General features: G+C 60.5%; 21 protein-coding genes and 1 rRNA gene. 7 read left to right on the forward strand and 15 right to left on the reverse strand.

Features of this window, described 5'->3' with window-relative positions:
* Positions 1-9: 9 nt before the first annotated feature.
* The 3 genes from ASG55_RS26990 to ASG55_RS14770 all read right to left on the reverse strand — a co-directional run bounded on the left by ASG55_RS26990 (position 10) and on the right by ASG55_RS14770 (position 1,675).
* Complete coding sequence (locus ASG55_RS26990; protein ID WP_024011461.1) at positions 10-183, reverse strand: hypothetical protein; 174 nt, start codon at positions 181-183, stop codon at positions 10-12.
* Between the two features lie 152 nt (positions 184-335).
* Entirely contained in the window at positions 336-1,349 is a 1,014-nt protein-coding gene (locus ASG55_RS14765) for a zinc-binding alcohol dehydrogenase family protein (protein ID WP_056787765.1), read from the reverse strand.
* A 32-nt stretch (positions 1,350-1,381) separates the two neighbouring features.
* Positions 1,382-1,675: a putative quinol monooxygenase gene (locus ASG55_RS14770; protein WP_056787767.1), complete on the reverse strand. Its 294-nt coding sequence runs from the start codon at positions 1,673-1,675 to the stop codon at positions 1,382-1,384.
* 119 nt (positions 1,676-1,794) lie between these two features.
* Between ASG55_RS14770 and ASG55_RS14775 the strand changes: the two genes are divergently transcribed.
* The 3 genes from ASG55_RS14775 (at position 1,795) to ASG55_RS14785 (ending at position 5,271) form a co-directional block, all read left to right on the forward strand.
* Positions 1,795-2,724 carry a LysR family transcriptional regulator gene (locus ASG55_RS14775; protein ID WP_056787769.1) on the forward strand — a complete coding sequence of 310 codons (930 nt, stop codon included), beginning with the start codon at positions 1,795-1,797 and terminating at the stop codon, positions 2,722-2,724.
* A 317-nt stretch (positions 2,725-3,041) separates the two neighbouring features.
* On the forward strand, positions 3,042-3,776 hold the full coding sequence (locus tag ASG55_RS14780; protein WP_016771819.1) for an ArsR/SmtB family transcription factor: 735 nt from the start codon (positions 3,042-3,044) through the stop codon (positions 3,774-3,776).
* Between the two features lie 127 nt (positions 3,777-3,903).
* Positions 3,904-5,271, forward strand: a complete 1,368-nt coding sequence (locus tag ASG55_RS14785; protein WP_056787772.1) for an MFS transporter — start codon at positions 3,904-3,906, stop codon at positions 5,269-5,271.
* Positions 5,272-5,392: 121 nt separating this feature from the next.
* On the opposite strand, the gene ASG55_RS14790 is transcribed toward ASG55_RS14785, so the two are convergent.
* The 3 genes from ASG55_RS14790 to ASG55_RS14800 form a co-directional block, all read right to left on the reverse strand.
* Positions 5,393-6,346 (reverse strand): adenosine deaminase, encoded by a 954-nt coding sequence (locus tag ASG55_RS14790; RefSeq protein ID WP_024011466.1) that lies wholly within the window; start codon positions 6,344-6,346, stop codon positions 5,393-5,395.
* An 80-nt stretch (positions 6,347-6,426) separates the two neighbouring features.
* Entirely contained in the window at positions 6,427-7,392 is a 966-nt protein-coding gene (locus tag ASG55_RS14795; protein ID WP_056787775.1) for a 2-oxoglutarate and iron-dependent oxygenase domain-containing protein, read from the reverse strand.
* A 145-nt stretch (positions 7,393-7,537) separates the two neighbouring features.
* Positions 7,538-8,611: a BMP family ABC transporter substrate-binding protein gene (locus ASG55_RS14800; RefSeq protein ID WP_016771815.1), complete on the reverse strand. Its 1,074-nt coding sequence runs from the start codon at positions 8,609-8,611 to the stop codon at positions 7,538-7,540.
* A 286-nt stretch (positions 8,612-8,897) separates the two neighbouring features.
* On the opposite strand from ASG55_RS14800, the gene ASG55_RS14805 reads away from it, so the two are divergent.
* Complete coding sequence (locus ASG55_RS14805; protein WP_056787779.1) at positions 8,898-9,989, forward strand: calcium:proton antiporter; 1,092 nt, start codon at positions 8,898-8,900, stop codon at positions 9,987-9,989.
* 124 nt (positions 9,990-10,113) lie between these two features.
* Here ASG55_RS14805 and ASG55_RS14810 read toward each other — a convergent pair whose 3' ends face one another.
* The 9 genes from ASG55_RS14810 to ASG55_RS14850 form a co-directional block, all read right to left on the reverse strand.
* Positions 10,114-11,472 carry an 8-oxoguanine deaminase gene (locus ASG55_RS14810; RefSeq protein ID WP_056787782.1) on the reverse strand — a complete coding sequence of 453 codons (1,359 nt, stop codon included), beginning with the start codon at positions 11,470-11,472 and terminating at the stop codon, positions 10,114-10,116.
* Between the two features lie 257 nt (positions 11,473-11,729).
* Positions 11,730-12,416 carry an SDR family oxidoreductase gene (locus ASG55_RS14815; RefSeq protein ID WP_016771812.1) on the reverse strand — a complete coding sequence of 229 codons (687 nt, stop codon included), beginning with the start codon at positions 12,414-12,416 and terminating at the stop codon, positions 11,730-11,732.
* A 276-nt stretch (positions 12,417-12,692) separates the two neighbouring features.
* Positions 12,693-13,619 carry an ABC transporter permease gene (locus ASG55_RS14820; protein ID WP_041479652.1) on the reverse strand — a complete coding sequence of 309 codons (927 nt, stop codon included), beginning with the start codon at positions 13,617-13,619 and terminating at the stop codon, positions 12,693-12,695.
* On the reverse strand, positions 13,619-14,725 hold the full coding sequence (locus tag ASG55_RS14825; RefSeq protein ID WP_056787784.1) for an ABC transporter permease: 1,107 nt from the start codon (positions 14,723-14,725) through the stop codon (positions 13,619-13,621). Before ASG55_RS14825 ends, ASG55_RS14820 begins: the two co-directional genes overlap by 1 nt.
* 12 nt (positions 14,726-14,737) lie before the next feature.
* On the reverse strand, positions 14,738-16,285 hold the full coding sequence (locus ASG55_RS14830) for an ABC transporter ATP-binding protein (protein ID WP_056787787.1): 1,548 nt from the start codon (positions 16,283-16,285) through the stop codon (positions 14,738-14,740).
* A 534-nt stretch (positions 16,286-16,819) separates the two neighbouring features.
* On the reverse strand, positions 16,820-17,401 hold the full coding sequence (locus ASG55_RS14835; RefSeq protein WP_056787790.1) for an IMPACT family protein: 582 nt from the start codon (positions 17,399-17,401) through the stop codon (positions 16,820-16,822).
* Between the two features lie 7 nt (positions 17,402-17,408).
* The gene (locus tag ASG55_RS14840; RefSeq protein ID WP_056787793.1) at positions 17,409-18,059 is read right to left on the reverse strand and encodes a TetR/AcrR family transcriptional regulator; all 651 of its coding nucleotides are present in this window, start codon (positions 18,057-18,059) and stop codon (positions 17,409-17,411) included.
* Between the two features lie 88 nt (positions 18,060-18,147).
* Positions 18,148-19,536: a uracil-xanthine permease family protein gene (locus ASG55_RS14845; RefSeq protein WP_041479656.1), complete on the reverse strand. Its 1,389-nt coding sequence runs from the start codon at positions 19,534-19,536 to the stop codon at positions 18,148-18,150.
* Positions 19,537-19,655: 119 nt separating this feature from the next.
* Positions 19,656-20,576 (reverse strand): LysR family transcriptional regulator, encoded by a 921-nt coding sequence (locus ASG55_RS14850; RefSeq protein ID WP_056787796.1) that lies wholly within the window; start codon positions 20,574-20,576, stop codon positions 19,656-19,658.
* A 137-nt stretch (positions 20,577-20,713) separates the two neighbouring features.
* Between ASG55_RS14850 and ASG55_RS14855 the strand changes: the two genes are divergently transcribed.
* The 3 genes from ASG55_RS14855 to ASG55_RS14865 form a co-directional block, all read left to right on the forward strand.
* Positions 20,714-22,063 carry an aspartate aminotransferase family protein gene (locus ASG55_RS14855; RefSeq protein ID WP_056787801.1) on the forward strand — a complete coding sequence of 450 codons (1,350 nt, stop codon included), beginning with the start codon at positions 20,714-20,716 and terminating at the stop codon, positions 22,061-22,063.
* 76 nt (positions 22,064-22,139) lie between these two features.
* A complete protein-coding gene (locus tag ASG55_RS14860) occupies positions 22,140-23,633 on the forward strand; it encodes a CoA-acylating methylmalonate-semialdehyde dehydrogenase (protein WP_041479657.1) in 1,494 nt (497 codons plus the stop codon).
* Between the two features lie 607 nt (positions 23,634-24,240).
* Positions 24,241-24,630, forward strand: a 16S ribosomal RNA gene (locus ASG55_RS14865); the annotation flags it as partial.

Here is a 24,630-nt window from a genome sequence, read left to right on the forward strand (position 1 = left end):
CTTTGGAGCTCAGCCGGCGGCGCGCTGCTGGCTGGGTTCGGGGATTCGGTGGGGCGCGCAGAGTCGCGCTTCGAGGGTGCGAGTGAAGGCCAGAGCCTCGGCTTCACTGCGAAAGGTTACGACGTGCTGGTCCAGGCGCACCTGCCATTTGGACTTTGCCACTTCTTTTATCAGGATCTTCATTGCTGACCTCCCTTGCGTAAAAGATGTATCGCAGAGGCTTCGATTGTAGACCTCGATACCCGCGTAATTGTGACAAGGGTCAAGCAACCGACTGACGGCAAAAAGCCCCGCAACCGCTCTGGCATCACGAGCGGTTGCGGGGCTTTATTTTTTTAGAAACCTTCTAAAACAATTTTCCCCTTGGCCTTGCCGCTTTCCAGCAGCTCATGGGCGCGGCGCAGGTTGGCTGCATTGATCACGCCGAAGTGCTCGCCCAAAGTTGTCTTCAAAGTGCCGGCGTCGATCAGTTCGGCGACGCGGTTGAGCAGCTTGTGCTGTTCGATCATGTCCGGCGTTTCGAACAGCGAGCGGGTGTACATGAACTCCCAGTGCAGCGACAGGCTCTTGCGCTTGAGCAGACTGATGTCGAGTGACTTCGGATCGTCGATCAGCGCCAGCTTGCCTTGCGGCGCGAGGACTTCGACCAGTTGCGCCAGATGCTGATCGGTCTGGGTCAGGCTGGCGACGTGGGTCACGCTGGCGATGCCGGCGCGCTTCAATTCTTCGCTCAGTGGCTGGCTGTGATCGATGACCAGATCGGCACCGAGTTCACTGACCCAGTCACTGGTCTGTGGGCGCGAAGCGGTGCCGATCACTTTCAGGCCGGTCAACTGCTTGGCCAATTGGGTAAGGATCGAGCCCACGCCGCCCGCCGCACCAACGATCAGCAGGCTCTGGCCTTCATCGCTGCTGCCCTCGCTGATTTGCAGGCGCTCGAAGAGCAATTCCCACGCAGTGATGGCGGTCAGCGGTAGCGCGGCGGCTTCGGCAAAACCGAGGGACTTGGGCATGTGACCGACGATGCGCTCATCGACCACGTGCAACTCGCTGTTGCCACCGGCCCGGGCGATCGAACCGGCGTAGAACACCTTGTCGCCCGCCTTGAACAGGGTGACTTCGCTGCCGACCGCCTTGACCACACCGGCAACGTCCCAGCCCAGCACTTTCGCCGCGCCGTTTTCCGGCGCCATGTTCTGCCGCACTTTGGTGTCGACCGGGTTGACCGAAATGGCTTTGACCTCCACCAAGAGGTCGCGCGGGCCGGCGACCGGCTCTGGCAGTTCAATGTCCTGCAGGGACTTGGTGTCGCTGATCGGCAGGGAAGCGTAATAGGCAATGGCTTTCATAAATGGCTCCGTACAGTTGATAGAAGAAGGATTCAGGCAATCTTGCCGAGGCGTTTGAGCTGGAAGTGTTCGATGGTGTGGCCGGCGCTGGCCTGAAACTTCTGAAAATGCGCGCTGGCGTTGTGCTCCTCAAGAATCTCGTCACTGGCCCACTGTTCGATGACATAAAAAACCTGCGGATCGGCAAGGTCGCGGTGCAGGTCGTACTGACCACACCCGGGCTCGGCGCGGCTCGGTTCGACGAGGGCACGCAGGGCCTGTTCGAGAACGTCCTGCTGGCCGGATTTAGCGGTCAGGGTGGCGATAGCGGTAAAGGGCTGGGACATGCGTGGACTCCAGAATCGGGGTGAATTCGATGGAGGTCATCATTGGCTATTTCTCTGCGTGATAAAACCGGCTAAAAGAGCAGTCTCTTTCAATATTTTTTTGATAATCGAGGCTGCGCATGCTGCGTTTTGATGACTTGCAGTTGTTTGTTCGCGCGGCGGATCTGGGCAGCCTGTCGGCGGCGGCACGGGTGATGGACATGTCCGCGGCGGTGGCCAGCGCGGCGTTGAAGCGCATCGAGCAGCAACTCGGTGCGCGGCTGCTGGCGCGTTCGACCCGCAGCCTGCGCCTCACCGCCGAGGGCGAAGGCTTCCTTGAGTATGCCCGCGCCGCCCTGAGCAATCTCGACGAAGGGCGTCGCCTGCTCGCCAGCGGTCAGGATCAGGTCAGCGGGATTTTGCAGCTTTCGGCGCCCTCGGACTTCGGTCGCAATCTGCTGCTGCCGTGGCTCGACGCGTTCCAGCGTGAACACCCGAAATTGACGGTGCGCCTGCTGCTTGGCGACCGCATCGCCGACCTGTTCCGGCAACCGGTGGACATCGCCCTGCGCTACGGCGAGCCGGAGGATTCCAGCCTGATCGCCTTGCCCATCGCCCCACACAATCGCCGGGTGTTGTGCGCATCCCCCGATTACCTGGCCCGGCAGGGCGAGCCGCGCCATCTCGAGCAATTGGCCCAGCACAATTGCCTTTTGTACATGCTCGGCAGCCGCGTCCACGACCACTGGAGTTTTCACGATGGCAAGCGCGAAGTCGGCCTGACCGTCAGCGGCGACCGCTTCAGCGATGACGCCGACGTCGTGCGGCTATGGGCGTTGGCCGGTGCCGGTATTGCCTACAAATCCTGGCTCGACGTCGGCGCCGATGTGCTCGCCGGACGCCTCAAAGTGCTGATGCCGGAACTGCTCTGTGAGCGCGCACCGCTGAATCTGTTGTGCGCCCATCGCGCACAGTTGAGTAAGCCGGTGAACCTTCTGAGAGAGATGCTCGCCAGCCGATGCGCCGAATTGAGTAGCCAATTTCCCGGTTTCCTCAAAGTTGATCATTAGTCGCAGGCAATTAGAGAAATTTCTGTCAGGAACAATCGCCACCTGCCCAGGCCCAGGCGCAGGACGTCTGGCTTAACCCGCTTATACTAGCGCCCGCCTCATGCCTGCACTGACACCCGGCGCGCAGACCCCGTAACGCGTTGCCGGCTTTTGGTGACGGTTGCTACTTCTGCTGCCAGGTTGTGTGCCGGAGCAGCTGGTGTCGATGGCATCCCTTGCCACCGATCCCGGGCGATTTTCGCGTGTTGGCCGATGCCCCATAACCGGCCAGGATGTCTCCGAGCGGTAGACGATACGATTCAACAGGGAGTGAACATATGGAACATGCACCGTGCATCAGCCAGATCGCGACATTGCTGGCCGACCCCAAGCGCAGCGCGATGATGTGGGCGTTGATGGATGGCTCGGCCCGGCAAGCCGAAGAGCTGGCGCTGCTGGCCGGGCTCTCGCCGTCGTCGGCCAGTGCGCATCTGGGACGCCTGTCCGCAGGGGGGCTGTTGAACATCGAAATGCGTGGGCGCAAACGCTTCTTTCGCCTGGCGGCACCGGAAATCGGCGCGGCGATCGAAGCACTGGCCAGCGCCACCATTGCCAGCGCGCCACGGCAAATCCCTGATGCGCTGAAACGCACGGCTCCCATGGTCAGGCCGCAGGCGGCGCCGTCTTCGCTGTTGCGCGCGCGGTTCTGCGACGATCATCTGGGCGGTACTTTGGCGGCCGATCTGTATCAGCGCCTGCTCGATGCCGGCTGGATCGAGCAGCTTGAGCAGCGGGTGGTGGTGACGCACAAGGGCTCCACCCGACTGGCGCAGCGCGGAGTGTTCATCCAGGCCCTGGCCCACCGCAACGTGCAGGTCGCCTGCGCGTGCCCGGACTGGAGCGAGCGCCGTCCGCACATGGGCGGCTCACTGGGCGCGGCGCTGTTGCAGTTGTTCATGCAGTCCGGCTGGCTGACCTTGCCCAACGATTCCCGCGCCTTGCAGTTGACCGCGACGGGCCAGCGCGAAATCCATCGCTTTGCCAAGGAAACCGAGCTGGAAACAGCGTTCTAGAGCGTTGCTCGGCGATGAGCTGAAGGCTGACGTCGTCCACGGCTGTGAACAGGTCGCATCCAGTACGACCTCTGTATGACCATCGCGCACACTCGATCCGGGGATTTTCCGGATGGGGGAGCACAACATGAATACACAACGCTTTAGTGCGGCTGAACGCCTGGAACGGCTGCCGCTCAGCGGCTATCACCGCGTCATTTTCATCATCATCGCCTTGGCGTTTTTCTTCGATTCCATGGATCTGGCGATGATGACTTTCCTGCTCGGCTCGATCAAAGCCGAGTTCGGCCTGAGCAGTGCACAGGCAGGGTTGCTGGCCAGCTCAAGCTTTTTCGGCATGGTGCTCGGGGCGTCGTTGTCAGGGATGCTCGCCGACCGCTTCGGGCGCAAACCGGTGTTTCAGTGGAGCATCGTGTTGTGGGGCGTGGCCAGTTACCTGTGTTCGACGGCGCAGACGGTGGAGACGCTGACGCTGTTTCGCATCCTGCTCGGAATTGGCATGGGCATGGAGTTTCCCATCGCACAGTCGATGCTCTCGGAGCTGATTCCGGCACAACGACGCGGGCGCTACATCGCCCTGATGGACGGCTTCTGGCCGCTGGGGTTTGTCGCAGCGGGCGTGCTCTCGTACTTCCTGCTGCCGCTGATTGGCTGGCGCGATATCTTCCTGGTACTGGCGGTGCCGGCGGTGTTCGTTCTGGCGATCCGCTTTTTCATCCCTGAGTCGCCGCGCTGGCTGGAACAGGCCGGGCGCGACGTCGACGCGGACAAGGTGTTGAACGGTATCGAAGCGCGAGTGCGTGCTTCGCTCTGCGGTGCAGCCTTGCCGGAACCGGTTCGTTTGCCACGCACGGTGACGCCACCGGGTAATTTCTTCTCGGCACTCAAGCAGATCTGGTCGCCGCAATATCGCCAGCGTACAACGATGATCTGGAGTCTGTGGTTCTTCGCATTGCTGGGTTTCTACGGGCTGACTTCCTGGCTCAGTGCATTGCTGCAGCAGTCGGGTTTCGCCGTGACGCAGTCGGTGTACTACACGGTGCTGATCTCGCTCGGCGGGATTCCCGGCTTCCTCATGGCGGCGTGGCTGGTCGAGCGTTGGGGGCGTAAACCGGTGTGCATCGTCACCCTGCTCGGCGGCGGGGTGATGGCGTTTCTGTATGGGCAGAGTGCGGTGTTCGGCGGCAACGTGGCGCTGCTGATCGGCACTGGGCTGTTGATGCAGTTTTTCCTGTTCGGCATGTGGGCGGTGCTCTACACCTACACGCCGGAGCTGTACCCGACGTCCGCACGGGCAACCGGCTCGGGATTCGCCTCGGCCATCGGCCGCGTCGGCTCTCTGCTCGGGCCATTGGTGACCGGGCTGGTGTTCCCGATTACCGGGCAGGGCGGGGTGTTCGCGCTCGGCGCGGCGTGCTTCGCGATTGCGGCGGGCGTGGTGTGGCTGTTCGGGATGGAGACGCGGGGCAAGACCCTGGAAGAGCTTACCGAGTGAACATCGATATGAATGTGGGAGCGAGCCTGCTCGCGAAAGCGGTGTGTCATTCAACGTAAATGTTGACTGACTCTCCCTCTTCGCGAGCAGGCTCGCTCCCACATTGGTTTTGCGGTGTTGCTTACGGTTTTACCAACCGCGCATCCAGGCTGTTCTGCGCCAGACGCTTGGCCTGATCCTGGGTCATTCCCAGATGCTCGTGCAGCGCATGGAAGTTCTCGGTCACGTAACCGCCGAAATACGCCGGGTCATCGGAGTTGACCGTGACCTTCACGCCGCGCTCGAGCATGTCGAGGATGTTGTGCTGCGACATGTGATCGAACACGCAGAGCTTGGTGTTCGACAGCGGGCATACGGTCAGCGGAATCTGCTCGTCGATGATCCGCTGCATCAGGCGCTCGTCTTCGATGGCGCGCACGCCATGGTCGATGCGCTGGATTTTCAGCAGGTCGATGGCTTCCCAGATGTACTCCGGCGGGCCTTCTTCACCGGCGTGGGCGACGGTGAGGAAGCCTTCGTCGCGGGCGCGATCGAAGACGCGTTTGAATTTGCTCGGCGGGTGGCCCATCTCGGAACTGTCGAGCCCGACCGCGACAAACGCATCACGGAACGGCAGCGCCTGATCGAGGGTTTTCTGCGCTTCGTCTTCGCTGAGGTGGCGCAGGAAACTGAGGATCAAACCGCTGCTGATGCCCAGTTGCGTCTCGCCATCCTTGAGCGCGGCGGCGATGCCGTTGAGCACCACTTCGAACGGGATGCCCCGGTCGGTGTGGGTCTGCGGGTCGAAGAACGGTTCGGTGTGAATCACGTTCTGTGCTTTGCAGCGCAGCAGGTAGGCCCAGGTCAGGTCGTAGAAATCCTGCGAGGTGCGCAGCACATCGGCGCCCTGGTAATACAGGTCGAGAAATTCCTGCAGGTTGTTGAAGGCGTAGGCCTTGCGCAGGGTTTCGACGTCGCTCCACGGCAGGGCGATCTTGTTGCGTTCGGCCAGGGCGAACAGCAGTTCAGGCTCCAGCGAACCTTCCAGATGCAGGTGCAGTTCGGCTTTGGGCAGGGCGTTGAGCCAGTCGTACATAGTCTTTTCTCATCAGGTGCAATGCCGGCATTCTACAGAGGCTGGCCGCAACAATTGGCAAAACCTGACCAGGTGATCGATCAAACCGCCTCTTGTTCACGGCGATAGGCGTAGGTATCGGCGAAGCGCGACAGCAGGAATTGTGCGCAGGTGGTGGTCGGATATTTCGCCGGGTGCTGTGCGTCCTGGCAACCGGGCAGGCATTCGATGCGCGTGTCCGGGTGCGGTTCGGCGAAGAACGGCATCGAATAGCGATCCACGCCCAGCGGGCTGATCACCCGGTGCGGCGTCGAGCGATAACGGTCGTTGCTCCAGCGCGCCATCATGTCGCCGAGGTTGACCACGAACGTGCCGTCAATCGGTGGCGCGTCGATCCATTCACCTTTGACGTTCTTCACCTGCAAACCGCCGGCGCTGTCCTGATAGAGCAGGGTGATGCAGCCGTAATCGGTATGGGCGCCGGCACCTTGTTGCTCGGCGGAGCTGGCGGTGTGACGCGGTGGGTAATGGATCATGCGCAACACGCTGACCGGGTCGACAAAACGCGTATCGAAGAAGTCGCGCTCGATGCCCAGCGCAACGGTCATCGCTCGAAGCAGGGTTTGCGCCAGCGCCTGCATGTCGAGGTAATGCTGCTCCATCAGCGTTTCCCAGCCGGGTTGCGCCGGGTGCCGATTGGGGCCGCGCAAGGGTTTTTCCGCGAGCACCTCGGGATGCTCGTCCGGCAGGTGCAGGCCCATGTCGAAGGTTTCTTTGAGGTCACTGGGTTTGTCCGGGTCCAGTTGCTCGGTGGCAATTGCGCCGTAGCCGCGATGATGGCGGGTCTGGGTAATGTCGATCTTGAGTTTTTCTGCGGCTGGCAGGGCAAAGAAGCGCTGGGCGTGATCGAGCAGGGCGTCGATACGTTGCGCCGAGATCGGATGGCCCTTGATATAGAAAAAGCCCCACTCGCGGCAGGCTTGGTCGATTTGTTCGGCCACCGCAGGCCAGGCGTTTTCGTCGTCGCTATAGAGCGGGCTGATATCAATGATCGGAAGCTGATCCATACACAATCCTTGAATACGCTGTGTTTCCAATGTGGGAGCGAGCCTGCTCGCGAAGAGGGAGTGTCAGACAACATTTTTGTTTAATGACACACCGCTTTCGCGAGCAGGCTCGCTCCCACAGGGTTTTGTGTGGTGAATCGGGGGACTACTTCGGCATCTCGGCCTTCATGCCCTCAACGTAGTAATTCATCGAAGCCAGTTCCGCATTGGTCGCGCTCACGCCCGCCGGGATTTTTTCTACACCGGCCTGATCCTTGATCGGCCCGGTAAACGGCTGCAATGCGCCGCTCTTGATGTCGGCGATCAACTGCTCGGCCTCGGCTTTCACCGGCGCTGGCACCAGGTCGCTGATCGGCAGTTCCACCGTACCTTCCTTCAACCCGCCCCAGTAATCCTGGGATTTCCAGGTGTGATCGATCACGCTCTGCGTCGCCTGAATGTAGTGCGGCGCCCAGTCGTTGACGATAGAGGTCAGCACCGCTTTCGGGCCGAAGTGGGCCATGTCCGAGGCGTAGCCCACGGCATACACGCCGCGCCGTTCGGCAGCCTGGATCGGCGCCGGGCTGTCGGTGTGCTGGAACACCACGTCGACGCCCTGATCGATCAGCGCGTTGGCGGCGTCGGCTTCCTTGCCCGGATCGAACCAGGAGTTGACCCACACCACTTTGATTTCGGTGCCAGGGTTGTACTTGTTCAGGGCCAGCTGGATGGCGTTGATGTCGCGGATCACTTCCGGAATCGGGAACGAGGCGACGTAGCCGATCTTCTTGGTCTTGGTCATCTTCGCCGCGAGGAAACCGCCGACGTAACGGCCCTCGTAAGTGCGCGCCAGGTAGGTGCCGAGGTTCTTGTCCTGCTTGTAACCGGTGGCGTGTTCGAACGTCACCTTGGGAAATTGCTTGGCGACTTTCACTGTCGGGTTCATGTAGCCGAAAGACGTGGTGAAGATCAGGTCATATTTGTCCTTGGCCATGTTGCGGATCACCCGCTCGGCGTCGGCGCCCTCGGCGACGTTTTCCACGTAGTTGGTGGTGATCTGCGTGCCGAGTTTTTCCGCCAGGGCCTTGCGCCCCTGTTCGTGCTGATACGTCCAGCCGTGGTCACCGATCGGGCCGATGTAGACGAAACCGACCTTCAGCGGATCGGCAGCGCTGGCGCTCAGGCTGATTCCCAGACCGATGGCGGCGTACAGCAGTTTGTGCAGCGGACGTATTGGCATGAACCCGAACTCCATTTTGTTGTGTGTGCTCAGGGCCAATGCAAATTGCTGACCAACAGGACAACAAACTCATTTGAAAACGCGGTGCGGCCTTCGCGAGCAGGCTCGCTCCCACAGGGACGCATTTCAATGTGGGAGCGAGCCTGCTCGCGAAGAGGCCGGCAAGGCCAATAAAAGTGCATGCCTGAATCCAGCTGCCATCGCGTGGTGCGTAAAGATGTAACGAAACGTTAGCGGCGCGCGGCAGTCAGTAGCTTCATCAGCTCTTTTCGGCAAAAGGCCCGTCATGCTCTCGATCCTCAAACAAGAAAGCTTCCTGCTGCTGGCAGTCCTTGCCGCGTGCGTCGCTTATCCACTGGAACACTGGCTGCTGCACAGCGGCCAGATCGTCGCGCTGGGCGGCGGTCTGCTGCTGATTGCCTTCATCGTCGCCGCGTCAATGCGCGTCGCTCATCACGCCGAACTGCTGGCGGAAAAAGTCGGTGATCCCTACGGCACGATGATCCTCACACTCTCGGCAGTGCTGGTCGAAGTGGTGATCCTGGCGATCATGATGAGCAACGAAGCCTCGGCAACACTGGTGCGCGACACGATTTATTCAGCGGTGATGCTCGACATCAACGGCATCCTCGGCCTCGCCGCTTTGATGGGCGGGATCAAACACGGCGAACAGTCCTACAACGACGATTCGGCGCGCAGCTACAGCGTCATGATCCTCACCGCGATGGGGGTGTCGATGGTGGTCCCGGAGTTCATTCCCGAGGCCAACTGGAAGATGTATTCGGCGTTCACCATCGGCGCAATGATGGTGCTCTACGCGCTGTTCCTGCGCATGCAGGTCGGCCCGCACAGTTACTTTTTCAGCTACAGCTACCCGGACAAACGTCGCAAGAAAGAGCCGGTCGAGCAGGAGCCGAAACCGGTCAGCCTGGCGCTGTCGATCGGCATTCTGGTGTCGGGGGTGGTGATCATCGGCGCACTGGCCGAGGTGATGTCCAAGACCCTCGATCTGGGCCTGGAAGGCACGGGCGCGCCGCCGGTAATCACGGCGATTCTGGTGGCAGCGATTTCCGCCGCGCCGGAGATTCTCACCGCATTACGAGCGGCGCTGGCCAATCGCATGCAGTCGGTGGTCAACATTGCGATGGGGGCGTCACTGTCGACGGTGATTCTGACCGTACCGGTGATGGAAGCGATGGCGCTGTACACCGGCCAGCCGTTTCAAATGGCGATGACCCCGGTGCAAACGGTGATGATCTTCATCACCCTGATCGTCAGCGCAATCAACCTCAATGACGGCGAGACCAACGCCATTGAGGGCATGACGCACTTTGTGCTGTTTGCCACATTCATCATGCTGTCCCTACTGGGCCTTTAGGGCTGGCTGATACCCATGTGGGAGCGAGCCTGCTCGCGAAAGCGGTGTGTCATCCAACAAACATGTTGTCTGACACTCCCTCTTCGCGAGCAGGCTCGCTCCCACAGTTTTGAACGGCGGTGACTCAGGTGCCGGCAATCAACTGCCGAGCCGCCTGGCTGTGATCGGCAATCAAACCTTTCAGATCCAACCCTACAACCTGCCCATCAACCACACGCCACTTGCCGCCAATCATCACCCGATCTGCCCGATCGGCGCCGCACAGCAGCAACGCCGAAATCGGATCATGGCTACCGGAGAAGCGCAGTTCATCGAGCTTGAACAACGCGAGATCCGCCTGTTTGCCCACGGCGATTTCGCCGATGTCAGTGCGACCGAGCAGGCTCGCCGAACCTTTGGTCGCCCAGCCCAGCACGCGCTCCGGGGTGATCTTTTCGGCGCCGTAGCGCAGGCGCTGGATGTACAGCGCCTGACGCGCTTCGAGGATCATGTTCGAGGCATCGTTGGACGCCGAGCCGTCGACGCCTAGACCGAACAGCGCGCCAGCGTCGGTCAGCTCGATGCTCGGGCAGATGCCGGACGCCAGGCGCATGTTCGAGCTTGGGCAGTGGCAGATGCCTGTGCCGGCCTGGCCGAGGCGGGCGATTTCGTCGGGGTTGAAATGGATGCCGTGGGCCAGCCAGGTTCGCGGGCCGAGCCAGCCGACGCTGTCCAGATAATCGACTGTGCGCAGACCGAAACGCTGCAGGCAGAAGTCTTCTTCATCGAGGGTTTCAGCGAGGTGGGTGTGCAGACGCACATCGAGTTTGTTCGCCAGATCAGCGCTGGCCGACATGATTTCCGGGGTCACGGAAAATGGCGAACATGGCGCCAGGGCGATCTGGATCTGCGCGCCGTCGCCACGCTCGTGATACTCGTGAATCAGCCGCTGGCTGTCATCGAGAATCACCTGACCTTCCTGCACCGTTTGTTGCGGAGGCAGGCCGCCGTCCTTCTCGCCAAGGCTCATCGAGCCGCGCGTGAGCATGGCGCGCATGCCCAGTTCACGCACCGTATCGACCTGCACGTCGATGGCGTTTTCCAGACCGTCCGGGAACAGATAGTGATGGTCGGCAGCGGTGGTGCAACCCGAGAGCAGCAATTCGGCCAGCGCCACTTTGGTGGCGAGGGCGAGTTTTTCCGGGGTCAGCCGCGCCCATACCGGGTACAGGGTTTTCAGCCACGGAAACAGCGGCTGATTGACCACCGGCGCCCAGGCGCGGGTCAGGGTTTGATAGAAGTGATGGTGAGTGTTGATCAGGCCCGGCAGGATCACATGCTCGCGGGCATCGAACACTTCATTGCACGGCGCCGACGGCTGCTGACCGGCAGCGAGGACTTCGACGATGACACCGTCTTGCACGACAAGACCGCCACGGGCATCAAGCTCGTTGGAGGTGAAAATGGCGAGGGGATTTTTTAACCAGGTACGGGTCGCAGGCATTGTGGCCGGCTCCTCTGAAAGTTGGGTTCAGGGTTGCCAGCTCAGTGTTGCCCTGTCTGCTGATCCAGGGTCGCCGCGAAGGACGAGGCGCGCAGTTTCAAACAAATCGCCCCATCGGGCAAGCGCCACCCGACCATTCACCATCATCCCCCTGTGGGAGCGAGCCTGCTCGCGAAGGCGTCATGTCAGTCGATACAGATTTACCTGACAGATCGTATTCGCGAGCAGGCTCGCTCCCACATCGGGATTATCAGTGCTTACCAGGGAATGGTTTCACCCTTGTAATTGACGAAGTGATGCCCGCCCTTGCCGGTAAACGCATTGACCTGATCGATCAGCCCGCGGGTGCTGGTCTCGACGTCGAGATCGGCGCCTTCGCCGCCCATGTCGGTCTTCACCCAGCCCGGGTGCAGCGAAAGTACGGTGAGTTTCTGCTCGCCCAGTTGCGTGACAAAACTGTTGGTCATCGAATTCAGCGCCGCCTTGCTCGCCTTGTACAGCGCCAGTTCCGGCGCGTCGGGCATGGTCACGCTGCCGAGTACCGAACTCATGAACGCCAGCACGCCGCTGCCGTCGCGAATCTGCCCGACGAAACGCTGGGCCAGATTGATCGGCGCCACCGCGTTGGTGAAAAACAGCTGCCCGACCTCGGCCAGGGTCGCGCCGCCCGGCGTCTGCACGTCCGGGCCTTTGACCCCGGCGTTGACGAACAACAGATCGAAGGTTTCGCCCTTGAGCTTCTGGCTCAGAGCGATCACCGCTTGCTGATCGTCCATGTCGAGCTTCTCGATGCGCACGTCACCCAGCGCTTGCAGCGCCTCGGCCTTCTGCGGATTGCGCACCGTCGCGGTGACTTGCCAGCCATCGCCCAGCAGGGTCTTCACCAGACCGAGGCCCAAGCCCCGGGAGGCGCCGATGATCAGTGCGTTTTTTGCCTGAGACATGATGGGTTTCCTTGAAAGTCAGCATTCAGGATTCAATGGACACGCCTGACCGAGCCACAGTTGCAGCGCTTGGCGAAAACAGGCTTTGATCCCGGAGCATACTCCAGGCTTCTTGAGTTTCTCGAGGGTGTTTGATCAGAAACAATCATGAGGCGTGGTTCAAGTGTTGCCTGTGCGGACGCTTTCGCGAGCAGGCTCGCTCCCACATATGCCCGCGTTCACTCAGATCCCCTGTGGGAGCGAGCCTGCTCGCGAAGAGGCCCGCTCTGACATCAACTAATGTCCCGATTGCCACGGCTGCCCCAACGAAACCGGCGCATACAACCGAGTGCGCACGGCATCGCGGGACAGCAACACCAGCACCAAAATCGTCGCCACATACGGCAGCATCGCCAGCAGGCTCGAAGGTATCGCCAGTCCCAATCCCTGTGCCACCAAATGCAGGATGCTGGCGAGGCCAAACAGATACGCCCCGAGCAACAACCGCCACACCCGCCAACTGGCAAACACCACCAGCGCCAGGGCAATCCAGCCGCGCCCGGCGGTCATGTTTTCCGCCCACATCGGCGTGTAGGCCAGCGACAGATAGGCCCCGGCCAGCCCGGCCATTGCTCCGCCGAACAACACCGCCAAGGTACGCACGGTCAGCACTGGCAAGCCCATCGCGCTGGCCGCATCCGGGTTTTCACCGACCGCTTGAATGATCAGGCCGACACGACTTTTGATGATTACCCACGCCACCAGCGCAAACAGTGCGAACGACAGATACACCAGCAGATCCTGGGCAAACAGCATCCGCCCGATCAGCGGGATCTCACTCAGATACGGAATCGCCAGAGGCTCGAAACCTGCCAGCGGCTTACCCACCCAGGCCGCGCCGACAAATGTCGACAGCCCGACACCAAAGATCGTCAGCGCCAACCCGGTGGCCACCTGATTGGCGTTGAACACCAGCGCGACCAGGGCAAACAGTGACGACAACAACATCCCGGCCAGCATCGCCAGCAGCACACCCAGCCACAGGTTGCCGCTGTTCAGCGCGACGATAAAACCGATCACCGCACCGAACAGCATCATGCCTTCCTGGCCGAGGTTGAGGACGCCGCTTTTCTCGCAGATCAACTCACCCAATGCCACCAGCAACAGCGGCGTGCCGCAGCGGACCATGGCATAGAAAATATTGCTCAACAGATCGATATCCATCACAGCGCTCCGGCGGTTACGGCAGGGGTCGAGGCGCGCCGGCTCCAGCGCAGTTTCAGGCGTGGCCGATAGAGAATCAGCACGTCACAGGCGAGCAGGAAAAACAGCATCATGCCCTGGAACAATTGGGTGATCGCTTGCGGCAGATTGAGCGACATCTGCGCGCTCTCGCCGCCGATGTACAGCAGCGCCATGAGCAGACTGGAGAACAGAATGCCGAGCGGATTCAACCGTCCCAGAAACGCCACGGTGATCGCCGCGTAGCCATAGCCCGGCGACACCTGCGGCACCAGTTGGCCGATCGGCCCGGTCACTTCGCAGACCCCGGCGAGTCCGGCCAGAGCACCGCTGATCAACAGCGCCAGCCAGATCAGGCGCTTCTCGCGAAAGCCGACAAAACCTGCCGCACGTTTGTCCAGCCCGAGCACTTTGATCTGGAAGCCGATAAAGCTTTTCTGCAGCAACACCCACACTGCAACCAGCGCGAGCAAGGCGAAATACACCCCGGCATGCACGCGGCCGTCCTCCAGCAGCAGCGGCAAACGACTGGCGTCGCCGAACATCGCCGACTCCGGGAAATTGAAGCCCGCCGGATCCTTCAACGGCCCGTGCACGCAGAACAGCAGCAGGTTCAGCGCGATGTAATTGAGCATGATGCTGGTAAGGATTTCATTGGCATTGAAGCGCGTGCGCAGCCATGCGGTGAGCCCGGCCCATGCGGCGCCCGCCAGCGTGCCGGTCAGCAGAATCAGCACCAGCGCCCAGCGACTTTGCATGTCGATAACGTTCACTGCCAGAGCACTGCCGGCCAACGCGCCGAGTAGAAGTTGGCCTTCGGCGCCGATGTTCCAGATCCGCGCCTGATAGGCCACGGCCAGGCCGAGTGCGCAGAGCAGAATCGGCAGCGCCTTGACCAGCAATTCGGACACTCCATACAAATCGCTGACGGGCGCGATCAGCAGTGTGTGCAAGGTTTGCAATGGGTCGTGGCCCAGCGCGATGAACAACAGCGAGCCGCAGCCGAGGGTTAGCGCCGCCGCCAATAACGGCGAGCACCACAGCATCAGGCGCGATTGCTGGCCACGGGGTTCGAGGGAAAGCAGCATGTTGAAACTCCGTTAAACCGAGGCGGTGCGAGGTGAGTGATCGAACTGGCCGGCCATCCACGCGCCGACATCGCTCAGTTGTGTAAGGCCGGTGTCTTGCAGTGCCGACAGACGCCCGCCGCATAGCGCGCCGAGGCGATCGCTGATCTGGAACAGCTCATCGAGGTCTTCGGAAATCACCAGAATCGCCGCGCCGGCATCGCGCAGGGCAATCAAGGCGCGATGGATGGTGGCGGCGGCACCGACGTCGACGCCCCATGTCGGGTGCGCGGCGATCAGCAGTTTCGGTTGCTGAAGAATTTCCCGGCCGAGGATGAATTTCTGCAAGTTGCCGCCGGACAGGCTGCGCGCAGCGGTTTGCGTGTCCGGGGTCTTCACGCCGAAACGCTGGATGATCTGCTGCGCGAGGGTTTCGACTTTGCCGCGTTGGATCAACCCGCGGCTCACCAGTCCTTGCTGGAAAGCACTGAGCAGGGCGTTATCGGCCAGACTCAACTCCGGCACCGCGCCGTGGCCGAGGCGTTCGGCCGGCACGAAGGCCAGACCGAGTTTGCGCCGCGCGTCCGGGCGCAGGTCAGCGACGTTTCGCTCGGCGAAGCGCAGGGTCGCCGCTTGCGCACGAGGCAAGGGCTGCTCGCCGCTGAGCAGGGCGAGCAGCTCATCCTGACCATTGCCCGCGACCCCGGCGATGCCGACGATTTCACCGCTGCGCACTTGCAGGTCGATGTCTGTCAGCGAGCAGCCGAACGGATCCGGGTTGTGCCAGCTCAAACCCTGCACCTGCAGAAACGCCGCGCCACCGCTGACTTTCGGATACTCGCCAATCAATGCCGCCGCTTCGCCGACCATCAGTTGTGCCAGTTGCTGATCCGTACATTGCGCCGGCAGGCAATGCCCGGCTACCCGACCGCCGCGCAGCACCGTGGCGCTGTGGCACAAGGCCCGCACTTCACCGAGCTTGTGGCTGATAAACAGAATGCTGCAGCCCTCGTCGGCAAGGCGCCGCAGGGTGATGAACAATTCGTCCGCCTCTTGCGGCGTCAGCACCGAGGTCGGCTCGTCGAGAATCAACAGGCGGATGTCCTGCATCAGGCAACGGATGATTTCCACCCGCTGCCGCTCGCCGATCGACAGGCTGTGGACAAGTCGCTCCGGCTCCAGCGCCATGCCGTAACGCCGCGATACTTCGCGAATCTTCGGCTCCAGTTGTTTCGGCGTGCCGGCCGCCGCGCCCATCGCCAGGGCAATGTTCTGCGCGACGCTGAGGGTTTCGAACAGCGAGAAATGCTGGAACACCATGCCAATGCCCAACTGCCGCGCCTGTGCCGGGTTGCGGATCTGCACGCGCTGCCCCTGCCAGAGCATTTCGCCGCTGTCGCACTGGGTGACCCCGTAAATGATCTTCATCAACGTACTTTTGCCCGCGCCGTTTTCACCGAGCAGGGCATGGATTTCACCCGGCGCGATGTTCAGGTCGATGGCGTCGTTGGCCAGACAACCGGGGTAGCGTTTGCTGATCTGGCGCAGTTGCAGGCGCGGCGGGGAAGGGGCGATGGACATGACAGGCTCGACTGGCTTGGAGTTGTGCCTGTGGATAAAGCAATTTCCTGGCCATTGAGTCAGGAACGCATGCGGAGCCAGTCCGCAAGTGCCGACAGCAGCGCATCGGCGGGCGTTTTGTCTTTCGATCAAGCACCAATTCAGCGCAAAGCCATTGAACAGGCTCCAGTTTTGCCCGCTTGCAGTTGGTTAAAAAACGAGCAACTGCCTGGGAGCCAGACAGATCCAGCGGCTGCGGCGGTCATGAACGGCTTATCCACAGGTTGCTCCACAGTAATTGTGCGCAAGCGCCGAGGGTGGGCATAAGCACTGCGATGCTTTGTTCTAATGGTGATAAACGAAGGTAACTGTTTGTTTTTACGCTGGATTTCCCTTTCGTCGGGTCATTTGAACGAAAATTGAACAAATCGCGCAAAGCCGCATGACAGAAGGGTTACAGCGGTGTGTGCTCAGGTTATCCACAGTCGGGTGCACAGCCGATGTGGGCAAGTCTGTGGAATAAGGAAAACGAGGGATGCCCTAAAAGATCGCAGCCTACCGCTGCAACAAAATCCGCCCTCGGCTCAGATCCGCCAACTGACTCTGCAACACGTCGATCTGCGCTTGCCCCACCGCCAGCTTCAACTCAACGCCATTGGCTGTGAAGTTCTCCTCCACCACCAATCCACCGAGATCGGCCACGCGCAACTTCACCAGCGCCAACTCGGCAAATCCGCAGGCGCAACTCAGCGACACGCGGCTGATCAGCTCGATTTTTTCCGCCGCTTGCAGGCACTTGTTGGCGCCACCGCCATAGGCCCGGGCCAAGCCGCCAGTGCCCAGTTGAATGCCGCCGTACCAGCGAATCACCAGCACTGCGACCTGATCGCAATCCTGCGCTTCGATCGCCGCGAGAATAGGGCGCCCGGCGGTGCCGCCCGGCTCGCCGTCGTCAGTGCTGCGGTATTGCGCGCCGAGTTTCCACGCCCAGCAATTGTGCGTGGCATTCAAATCGCTGTGCTTATCGAAAAACGCCTGCGCATCGGCGGGGCTGCTGATCGGCGTCGCCAGAGTGATGAAACGGCTTTTGCGAATCTCTTCGCGGTACTCGCAAAAACCGCTGAGGGTGAAAGGCATAAACGTCTTATAGAGAAGGAGTGAGGCCGCAGCCTTTGAGAATGATGCGGATCAGGTTGTTGCCGGCGTCTTCCATGTCCTGCTTGGTCAACTTGCTGCGCCCGGTGACGCGGCAGATCTGCGTGGCGAAGTCGGCGTAATGCTGGGTGCTGCCCCACAGCAGGAAAATCAGGTGCACCGGGTCGACCGGGTCCATTTTGCCCGCATCGATCCACGCCTGAAACACCGCCGCGCGCCCGGTGAACCAGGTGCGGTAATCCTGATTGAAATATTCGCTCAGGCATTCGCCGCCGCTGATCACTTCCATGGCGAAGATTCGCGAAGCCTGTGGCTGGCGCCGCGAGAATTCCATCTTCGCGCGGATGAAGCGGGTCAGCGCTTCGGCCGGATCATCCTCGGCAGTGAGGGTGTTGAAGGTGCTGTCCCACAACTCGATGATGTTGCTCAGCACTGCCACATACAAACCGAGCTTGTTGGTGAAGTAGTAATGCAGGTTGGCCTTGGGCAGCCCGGCATTCTGCGCGATGGTGTTCATGCTGGTGCCTTTGAACCCGTGACGGGCGAACTCGTCTTCGGCGGCTTTGAGAATGGTCTCTTCGTTCTTCTGACGAATGCGGCTGGCGGGTTTGCCGCCGTGGGCTGGGACTTCAAAGGTCATAGGCACTTCCGGGATTGTCTGTGGGTGCAACCAGTTGCGTTGATAGCGCACCCACAGGCATCCGACAAGTCCTAGCGCGGAAAAACAGTTACGCCTGTTCGATCTTGTTCAATGACGCGGGGCTTTTTGTCTCAGCAGTTTTGCCTTCCGGCAACAATAGACACAGGACGATTGCCGTCAGCCCGCCGCTGGTGATCGCCGAGTCGAACAGGTTCTGCACCAGTTTCGGCAGCAGGTGCAGCAGGTTCGGTTGCGCGGCGATGCCGAGGCCGACGCCGAACGAAGTGGCGATGATCAACATGCTGCGCCGGTCCAGCGGTGACTGCGCGAGAATGCGTACGCCCGCCGCCGCCACAGCGCCGAACATCACCAGCGTTGCGCCGCCGAGCACCGGTTTCGGGATCTGTTGCAGCACCGCACCGATCATCGGGAACAGGCCGAGGCAAAACAGGATCGCGCCGATGTACAGGCCGACGTAGCGGCTGGCAACACCGGTCAATTGGATCACGCCATTGTTTTGCGCGAACGTCGTGTTGGGGAAGGCGCTGAAGGTCGCCGCGATCATGCAGCTCACGCCGTCACCGAGCACGCCACCGCGCAAGCGGCTTATATAAGAAGGGCCGCTGATCGGTTGGCGGGCTAGCATGCAATTGGCGGTGAGGTCGCCGACGGTTTCGATGGTGCTGATCAGATAAATCAGCGCGACCGGCAGGAAAGCGGTCCAGTCGAAGTTGAATCCGAACTTGAACGGCGTAGGAAAACTCACCAGTGGCAAGTCAGGCAACGGCTGCGGGACCAGTTTCCCGCTGAACCACGCCGCGAGGCTGCCGAGCACCAGTCCGATGATGATCGCCGACAGTCGTACCCAAGGCGTGTTCGAACGGTTGAGCAGAATGATCGTCAGCAGCACGAACACGCCCAAGGCCAGATTGCCCGGCGCGCCGAAGTCCGGCGCGTTGAAGCCGCCACCCAGATCGGTGATGCCGACTTTGATCAGGCTGATGCCGATCAGCGTGATGACGATGCCGGTCACCAGCGGTGTCACCACGCGGCGCAACTGACCGATGAAGCGGCTGAGTACGATCTGCACGATTGCGCCGAAAAAGCACACGCCGAAAATCATCGCCAGGATATCTTCCGGGCTGCCGCCGCGCTGCTTGACCAGAAACCCGGCCGACAGCACCGCGCCGAGAAACGCGAAACTGGTGCCTTGCAGACAGATCATCCCCGCGCCAATGCCGAACGGTCGCCGCGCCTGGATAAAAGTGCCGACGCCCGAGACCATCAGCGCCATGCTGATCAGGTACGGCAGATGCGCGGTCAGCCCGAGCGCGGAACCGATCACCAGTGGCGGGGTGATGATGCCGACGAAACTGGCGAGCACGTGTTGCAGTGCGGCGAGAATGGCGGCGAGTGGTTTGGGGCGATCGTTGAGGCCGTAGATCAGTTCACTGGACGAATCGGAATCTGGCTGCATGGTTTTGGCTTCTTGTTGAAGGACGAGTCAGCCCTTCACTGCAAAAACCTGTCCACTTGCTCAGGTTATTCCTGGATTCTGTCGATGAGGCCCTGCCGGGCTGGGCTCTGCGCGCTTATCTATCGCGTCGCCGCCAGACTCTCCAGGAAACTTTCCAGCACCAAATGAGGGCGCCGCCCCTTGCGCGTGACCGATGCCAGACTCAAATCGTAAAAACGCGTGCCGGCCTTGAGCGCACGCAAACGCCCCTGCTGCACCCAAAGGCTGGCGTAGTGATCCGGCAGATAACCGATGTAGCGCCCGGTCAGAATCAGAAATGCCATGCCCTCACGGTCAGAGGCACTGGCAGTGCAATTGAGCGCCTGATAGTGCGCCTGAATCTCCGCCGGCAAACGAAAGGTCGGCGCAATCGCGTCCTGACTGTCGAGGCGTTGATCATCGAGTTGCTTGTCGTCGACATAAAACAGCGGATGACCCACCGCGCAATACAGCAGCGAACGCTCGCTGTATAACGGCTGATATTCCAGTCCTGACAAGGCGCTGGCCTGCGGCACCACGCCAACGTGCAGGCGCCCGTCGAGCACACCTTGTTCAACTTCGTTTGGTGCAATCATGCGAATCTGGATCTGCACATCCGGCCCGCGTTCCTTCAACTGCGCGAGGGCGTGGGTGATGCGCATGTGCGGAAGGGTAACGAGGTTATCGGTCAGGCCGATGATCAGCTCGCCGCGCAGGTGTTGGTGCAGACCGTTGACCTCGGTGCGAAAACTCTCCAGTGCACTCAACAGCTGTAGTGCCGACTGATACACCTCACGACCTTCCTCGGTCAGGGAAAATCCGGCCCGGCCACGCTGACACAAGCGCAAGCCGAGGCGCTGTTCCAGATCGCTCATCTGCTGGCTGATCGCCGAGCGCCCGATGCCGAGCACGGTTTCCGCTGCGGAGAAGCCGCCACATTCCACGACACTGCGAAAAATCCGCAGCAAACGGATATCAAAGTCACTGACCTGGGCCAATGGATCGGCGCGGCGGCTGCTCATTTTTTGTTCTCTTTGTTTAGCAATGATCTAACTGAAGGTTAGAAGAGTTGGATTTCACCGACTTTATCGCCGTGGCAATTTAGCTGCAACAACGCTTTCCATCTCCCTGACGCTTATGCCCTGCGAGGTTTTGCCCGATGAACATGCCTGAAAACGCGCCGTCGCCACTGGCCAGTCAACTGAAGCTGGACGCGCACTGGATGCCGTACACCGCCAACCGCAACTTTCAGCGCGACCCGCGTCTGATCGTCGGCGCTGAAGGCAGCTGGCTGTTCGACGACAAGGGCCGCAAGATCTACGACTCGCTGTCCGGTCTGTGGACCTGCGGCGCCGGGCACACCCGCAAGGAAATTCAGGAAGCCGTTTCGAAACAGCTGGGCACTCTCGATTACTCGCCGGGTTTCCAGTACGGCCATCCGTTGTCGTTCCAGTTGGCAGAGGAAATCACCGAACTGACCCCGGGCAATCTGAACCACGTGTTCTTCACCGACTCCGGTTCCGAATGCGCCGATACCGCGGTGAAAATGGTCCGTGCCTATTGGCGCCTGAAAGGTCAGGCGACCAAGACCAAAATGATCGGCCGCGCCCGTGGCTACCACGGCGTGAACATCGCCGGCACCAGCCTCGGCGGCGTCAACGGCAACCGCAAGCTGTTCGGTCAGGCGATGATGGATGTCGATCACCTGCCGCACACACTGCTGGCGAGCAATGCGTTTTCCCGCGGCATGCCGGAGCAGGGCGGTGTTGCTTTGGCCGATGAGCTGCTCAAGTTGATCGAACTGCACGACGCTTCCAATATCGCTGCGGTGTTCGTTGAACCGATGGCCGGGTCCGCCGGCGTACTGGTTCCGCCACAGGGTTACCTCAAGCGTCTGCGCGAAATCTGCGATCAGCACAACATTCTGCTGGTGTTCGATGAAGTGATCACTGGTTTCGGCCGCACCGGTTCGATGTTCGGCGCCGAGAGCTTCGGCGTAACCCCGGACCTGATGTGTATCGCCAAGCAAGTCACCAACGGCGCGATCCCGATGGGCGCGGTGATTGCCAGCTCCGAGATCTACCAGACCTTCATGAACCAGCCGACGCCGGAATACGCCGTGGAATTCCCTCACGGCTACACCTATTCGGCACACCCGGTGGCCTGTGCCGCTGGCCTTGCCGCACTCGACCTGCTGCAAAAGGAAAACCTGGTGCAGAGCGTCGCCGAAGTCGCGCCGCATTTCGAAAACGCGCTGCACGGCCTGAAAGGCTCGAAGAACGTCATCGACATCCGCAACTACGGCCTGGCCGGCGCGATCCAGATTGCCGGGCGCGACGGTGATGCCATCGTGCGTCCTTTCGAAGCGGGCATGGCCTTGTGGAAAGCCGGGTTCTACGTACGCTTCGGCGGCGACACCCTGCAGTTCGGCCCAACCTTCAACAGCAAGCCGCAAGACCTCGATCGTCTGTTCGACGCGGTCGGCGAAGTGCTGAACAAGCTCGACTGATTTTTCCTTCTATATAGCTATGTAATTAGCAGGCGTCTGTAGCGGGCGTCTGCGCACAAGAATTCAGGAGTGTTCGATGAGCGTTATCCCGCATTTGATCAATGGCGAACTGGTAACCGAGAACGGTCGCGCGGTAGATGTGTTCAACCCGTCTACCGGTCAGGCAATTCACAAACTGCCACTGGCCAGCCAGGCCACCATTCAGAAAGCCATTGATGCCGCCAAGGCTGCGTTTCCGGCTTGGCGCAACACGCCCCCGGCCAAGCGCGCCCAGGTGATGTTCCGTTTCAAGCAACTGCTGGAGCAGAACGAAGCGCGCATCTCGCAACTGATCAGCGAAGAGCACGGCAAGACCCTGGAAGACGCTGCCGGTGAATTGAAGCGCGGTATCGAGAACGTCGAGTTCGCCTGCGCCGCCCCGGAAATCCTCAAGGGCGAGTACAGCCGCAACGTCGGCCCGAACATCGATGCCTGGTCGGACTTCCAGCCGTTGGGGATTGTTGCCGGTATCACTCCGTTCAACTTCCCGGCCATGGTCCCGCTGTGGATGTACCCGCTGGCGATCGTCTGCGGCAACTGCTTCATCCTCAAGCCATCCGAGCGCGATCCAAGCTCGACGCTGCTGATCGCTCAGTTGCTGCTGGAAGCAGGGTTGCCGAAAGGCGTGATGAGTGTGGTCCATGGTGACAAGACAGCGGTGGACGCGTTGATCGAAGCGCCGGAAGTCAAAGCGCTGAGTTTCGTCGGTTCGACACCGATTGCCGAATACATCTACGCCGAAGGCACCAAGCGCGGCAAACGCGTTCAGGCACTGGGCGGCGCGAAGAACCACGCGGTACTGATGCCGGATGCCGATCTGGACAATGCGGTAAGTGCACTGATGGGCGCGGCTTACGGTTCCTGCGGCGAACGCTGCATGGCCATCTCGGTGGCCGTGTGTGTTGGCGATCAGGTCGCGGACGCGCTGGTGGCGAAACTGGTTCCACAGATCAAAGCGCTGAAAATCGGCGCGGGCACCTCGTGCGGTCTGGACATGGGGCCGTTGGTTACCGGTCAGGCGCGTGACAAGGTCAGCGGTTATGTGGATGACGGTGTGGCGGCGGGCGCGACCCTGGTGGTCGATGGTCGCGGTCTGAGCGTCGCCGGTCATGAAGACGGCTTCTTCCTCGGTGGCTGCCTGTTCGACAACGTCACCCCTGAGATGCGCATCTATAAAGAAGAGATCTTCGGGCCGGTGCTGTGCGTGGTGCGGGTGAACAGCCTGGAAGAGGCGATGCAACTGATCAATGATCACGAATACGGCAACGGCACCTGCATCTTCACCCGTGACGGCGAAGCGGCGCGGCTGTTCTGCGACGAGATCGAAGTCGGCATGGTCGGCGTCAACGTGCCGTTGCCGGTGCCGGTGGCTTATCACAGTTTCGGCGGCTGGAAGCGTTCGCTGTTTGGCGACCTGCATGCGTATGGTCCGGATGGCGTGCGCTTCTACACTCGTCGCAAGGCGATCACCCAGCGCTGGCCGCAGCGTGCAAGCCATGAAGCTTCGCAGTTCGCATTTCCTAGCTTATAAGTAGCTGGATGTGCAGAAGGCCGACCTTTCAGGTCGGCCTTCGCGTTTTCGGGGCTTTTTGACCGATATGACAGAAATATGAAAATAGGTGTTGACGGCAGATTCCAGAGGTCTATAATTCGCCCCACTTCCGGCGCAGTCGAAACGGAAAACTCCTTGAGATTCAAAGAGTTACGCAGTTTTCGACAGCGGCTTGCTTCAGATCATCGAGGCCTGGGAGGAGTTGAAAGAGCAGCGATGTGTAGCTCTTTTAACGGTTCGATCTTCTCGGTCGAAAGYGGAGAAAAAGAGGTGTTGACAGCAGYGATTAACGCTGTAGAATTCGCCTCCCGCTAACGAGAGATCGGAAGCGCAAGTGGTTGAAGTTGTTGAAGAATTCTTCGAAAACTTCTGAAAATAATCACTTGAATGCGCGCCTCGGTTGAGACGAAAGATCTTAACCAACCGCTCTTTAACAACTGAATCAAGCAATTCGTGTGGGTGCTTGTGCAGTCAGACTGATAGTCAACAAGATTATCAGCATCACAAGTTACTCCGCGAGAAATCAAAGATGTAACCAACGATTGCTGAGCCAAGTTTAGGGTTTCTTAAAAACCCAAAGATGTTTGAACTGAAGAGTTTGATCATGGCTCAGATTGAACGCTGGCGGCAGGCCTAACACATGCAAGTCGAGCGGATGANTAGTGGGGGACAACGTTTCGAAAGGAACGCTAATACCGCATACGTCCTACGGGAGAAAGCAGGGGACCTTCGGGCCTTGCGCTATCAGATGAGCCTAGGTCGGATTAGCTAGTTGGTGAGGTAATGGCTCACCAAGGCGACGATCCGTAACTGGTCTGAGAGGATGATCAGTCACACTGGAACTGAGACACGGTCCAGACTCCTACGGGAGGCAGCAGTGGGGAATATTGGACAATGGGCGAAAGCCTGATCCAGCCATGCCGCGTGTGTGAAGAAGGTCTTCGGATTGTAAAGCACTTTAAGTTGGGAGGAAGGG

The organism is Pseudomonas sp. Leaf434, assembly GCF_001425545.1.
Taxonomy (GTDB): Bacteria; Pseudomonadota; Gammaproteobacteria; order Pseudomonadales; family Pseudomonadaceae; genus Aquipseudomonas; species Aquipseudomonas siliginis.

Coding starts and splice junctions, on each gene's coding strand:
- ASG55_RS14810 (WP_056787782.1), bottom strand. CDS start 11,472: ATGCCTGCGACCCGTACCTGGTTAAAAAATCCCCTCGCCATTTTCACC.
- ASG55_RS26990 (WP_024011461.1), bottom strand. CDS start 183: ATGAAGATCCTGATAAAAGAAGTGGCAAAGTCCAAATGGCAGGTGCGC.
- ASG55_RS14860 (WP_041479657.1), top strand. CDS start 22,140: ATGAGCGTTATCCCGCATTTGATCAATGGCGAACTGGTAACCGAGAAC.
- ASG55_RS14790 (WP_024011466.1), bottom strand. CDS start 6,346: ATGTACGACTGGCTCAACGCCCTGCCCAAAGCCGAACTGCACCTGCAT.
- ASG55_RS14855 (WP_056787801.1), top strand. CDS start 20,714: ATGAACATGCCTGAAAACGCGCCGTCGCCACTGGCCAGTCAACTGAAG.
- ASG55_RS14840 (WP_056787793.1), bottom strand. CDS start 18,059: ATGACCTTTGAAGTCCCAGCCCACGGCGGCAAACCCGCCAGCCGCATT.
- ASG55_RS14785 (WP_056787772.1), top strand. CDS start 3,904: ATGAATACACAACGCTTTAGTGCGGCTGAACGCCTGGAACGGCTGCCG.
- ASG55_RS14815 (WP_016771812.1), bottom strand. CDS start 12,416: ATGTCTCAGGCAAAAAACGCACTGATCATCGGCGCCTCCCGGGGCTTG.
- ASG55_RS14800 (WP_016771815.1), bottom strand. CDS start 8,611: ATGCCAATACGTCCGCTGCACAAACTGCTGTACGCCGCCATCGGTCTG.
- ASG55_RS14835 (WP_056787790.1), bottom strand. CDS start 17,401: ATGCCTTTCACCCTCAGCGGTTTTTGCGAGTACCGCGAAGAGATTCGC.
- ASG55_RS14770 (WP_056787767.1), bottom strand. CDS start 1,675: ATGTCCCAGCCCTTTACCGCTATCGCCACCCTGACCGCTAAATCCGGC.
- ASG55_RS14765 (WP_056787765.1), bottom strand. CDS start 1,349: ATGAAAGCCATTGCCTATTACGCTTCCCTGCCGATCAGCGACACCAAG.
- ASG55_RS14775 (WP_056787769.1), top strand. CDS start 1,795: ATGCTGCGTTTTGATGACTTGCAGTTGTTTGTTCGCGCGGCGGATCTG.
- ASG55_RS14805 (WP_056787779.1), top strand. CDS start 8,898: ATGCTCTCGATCCTCAAACAAGAAAGCTTCCTGCTGCTGGCAGTCCTT.
- ASG55_RS14780 (WP_016771819.1), top strand. CDS start 3,042: ATGGAACATGCACCGTGCATCAGCCAGATCGCGACATTGCTGGCCGAC.
- ASG55_RS14830 (WP_056787787.1), bottom strand. CDS start 16,285: ATGTCCATCGCCCCTTCCCCGCCGCGCCTGCAACTGCGCCAGATCAGC.
- ASG55_RS14825 (WP_056787784.1), bottom strand. CDS start 14,725: ATGCTGCTTTCCCTCGAACCCCGTGGCCAGCAATCGCGCCTGATGCTG.
- ASG55_RS14850 (WP_056787796.1), bottom strand. CDS start 20,576: ATGAGCAGCCGCCGCGCCGATCCATTGGCCCAGGTCAGTGACTTTGAT.
- ASG55_RS14795 (WP_056787775.1), bottom strand. CDS start 7,392: ATGGATCAGCTTCCGATCATTGATATCAGCCCGCTCTATAGCGACGAC.
- ASG55_RS14845 (WP_041479656.1), bottom strand. CDS start 19,536: ATGCAGCCAGATTCCGATTCGTCCAGTGAACTGATCTACGGCCTCAAC.
- ASG55_RS14820 (WP_041479652.1), bottom strand. CDS start 13,619: ATGGATATCGATCTGTTGAGCAATATTTTCTATGCCATGGTCCGCTGC.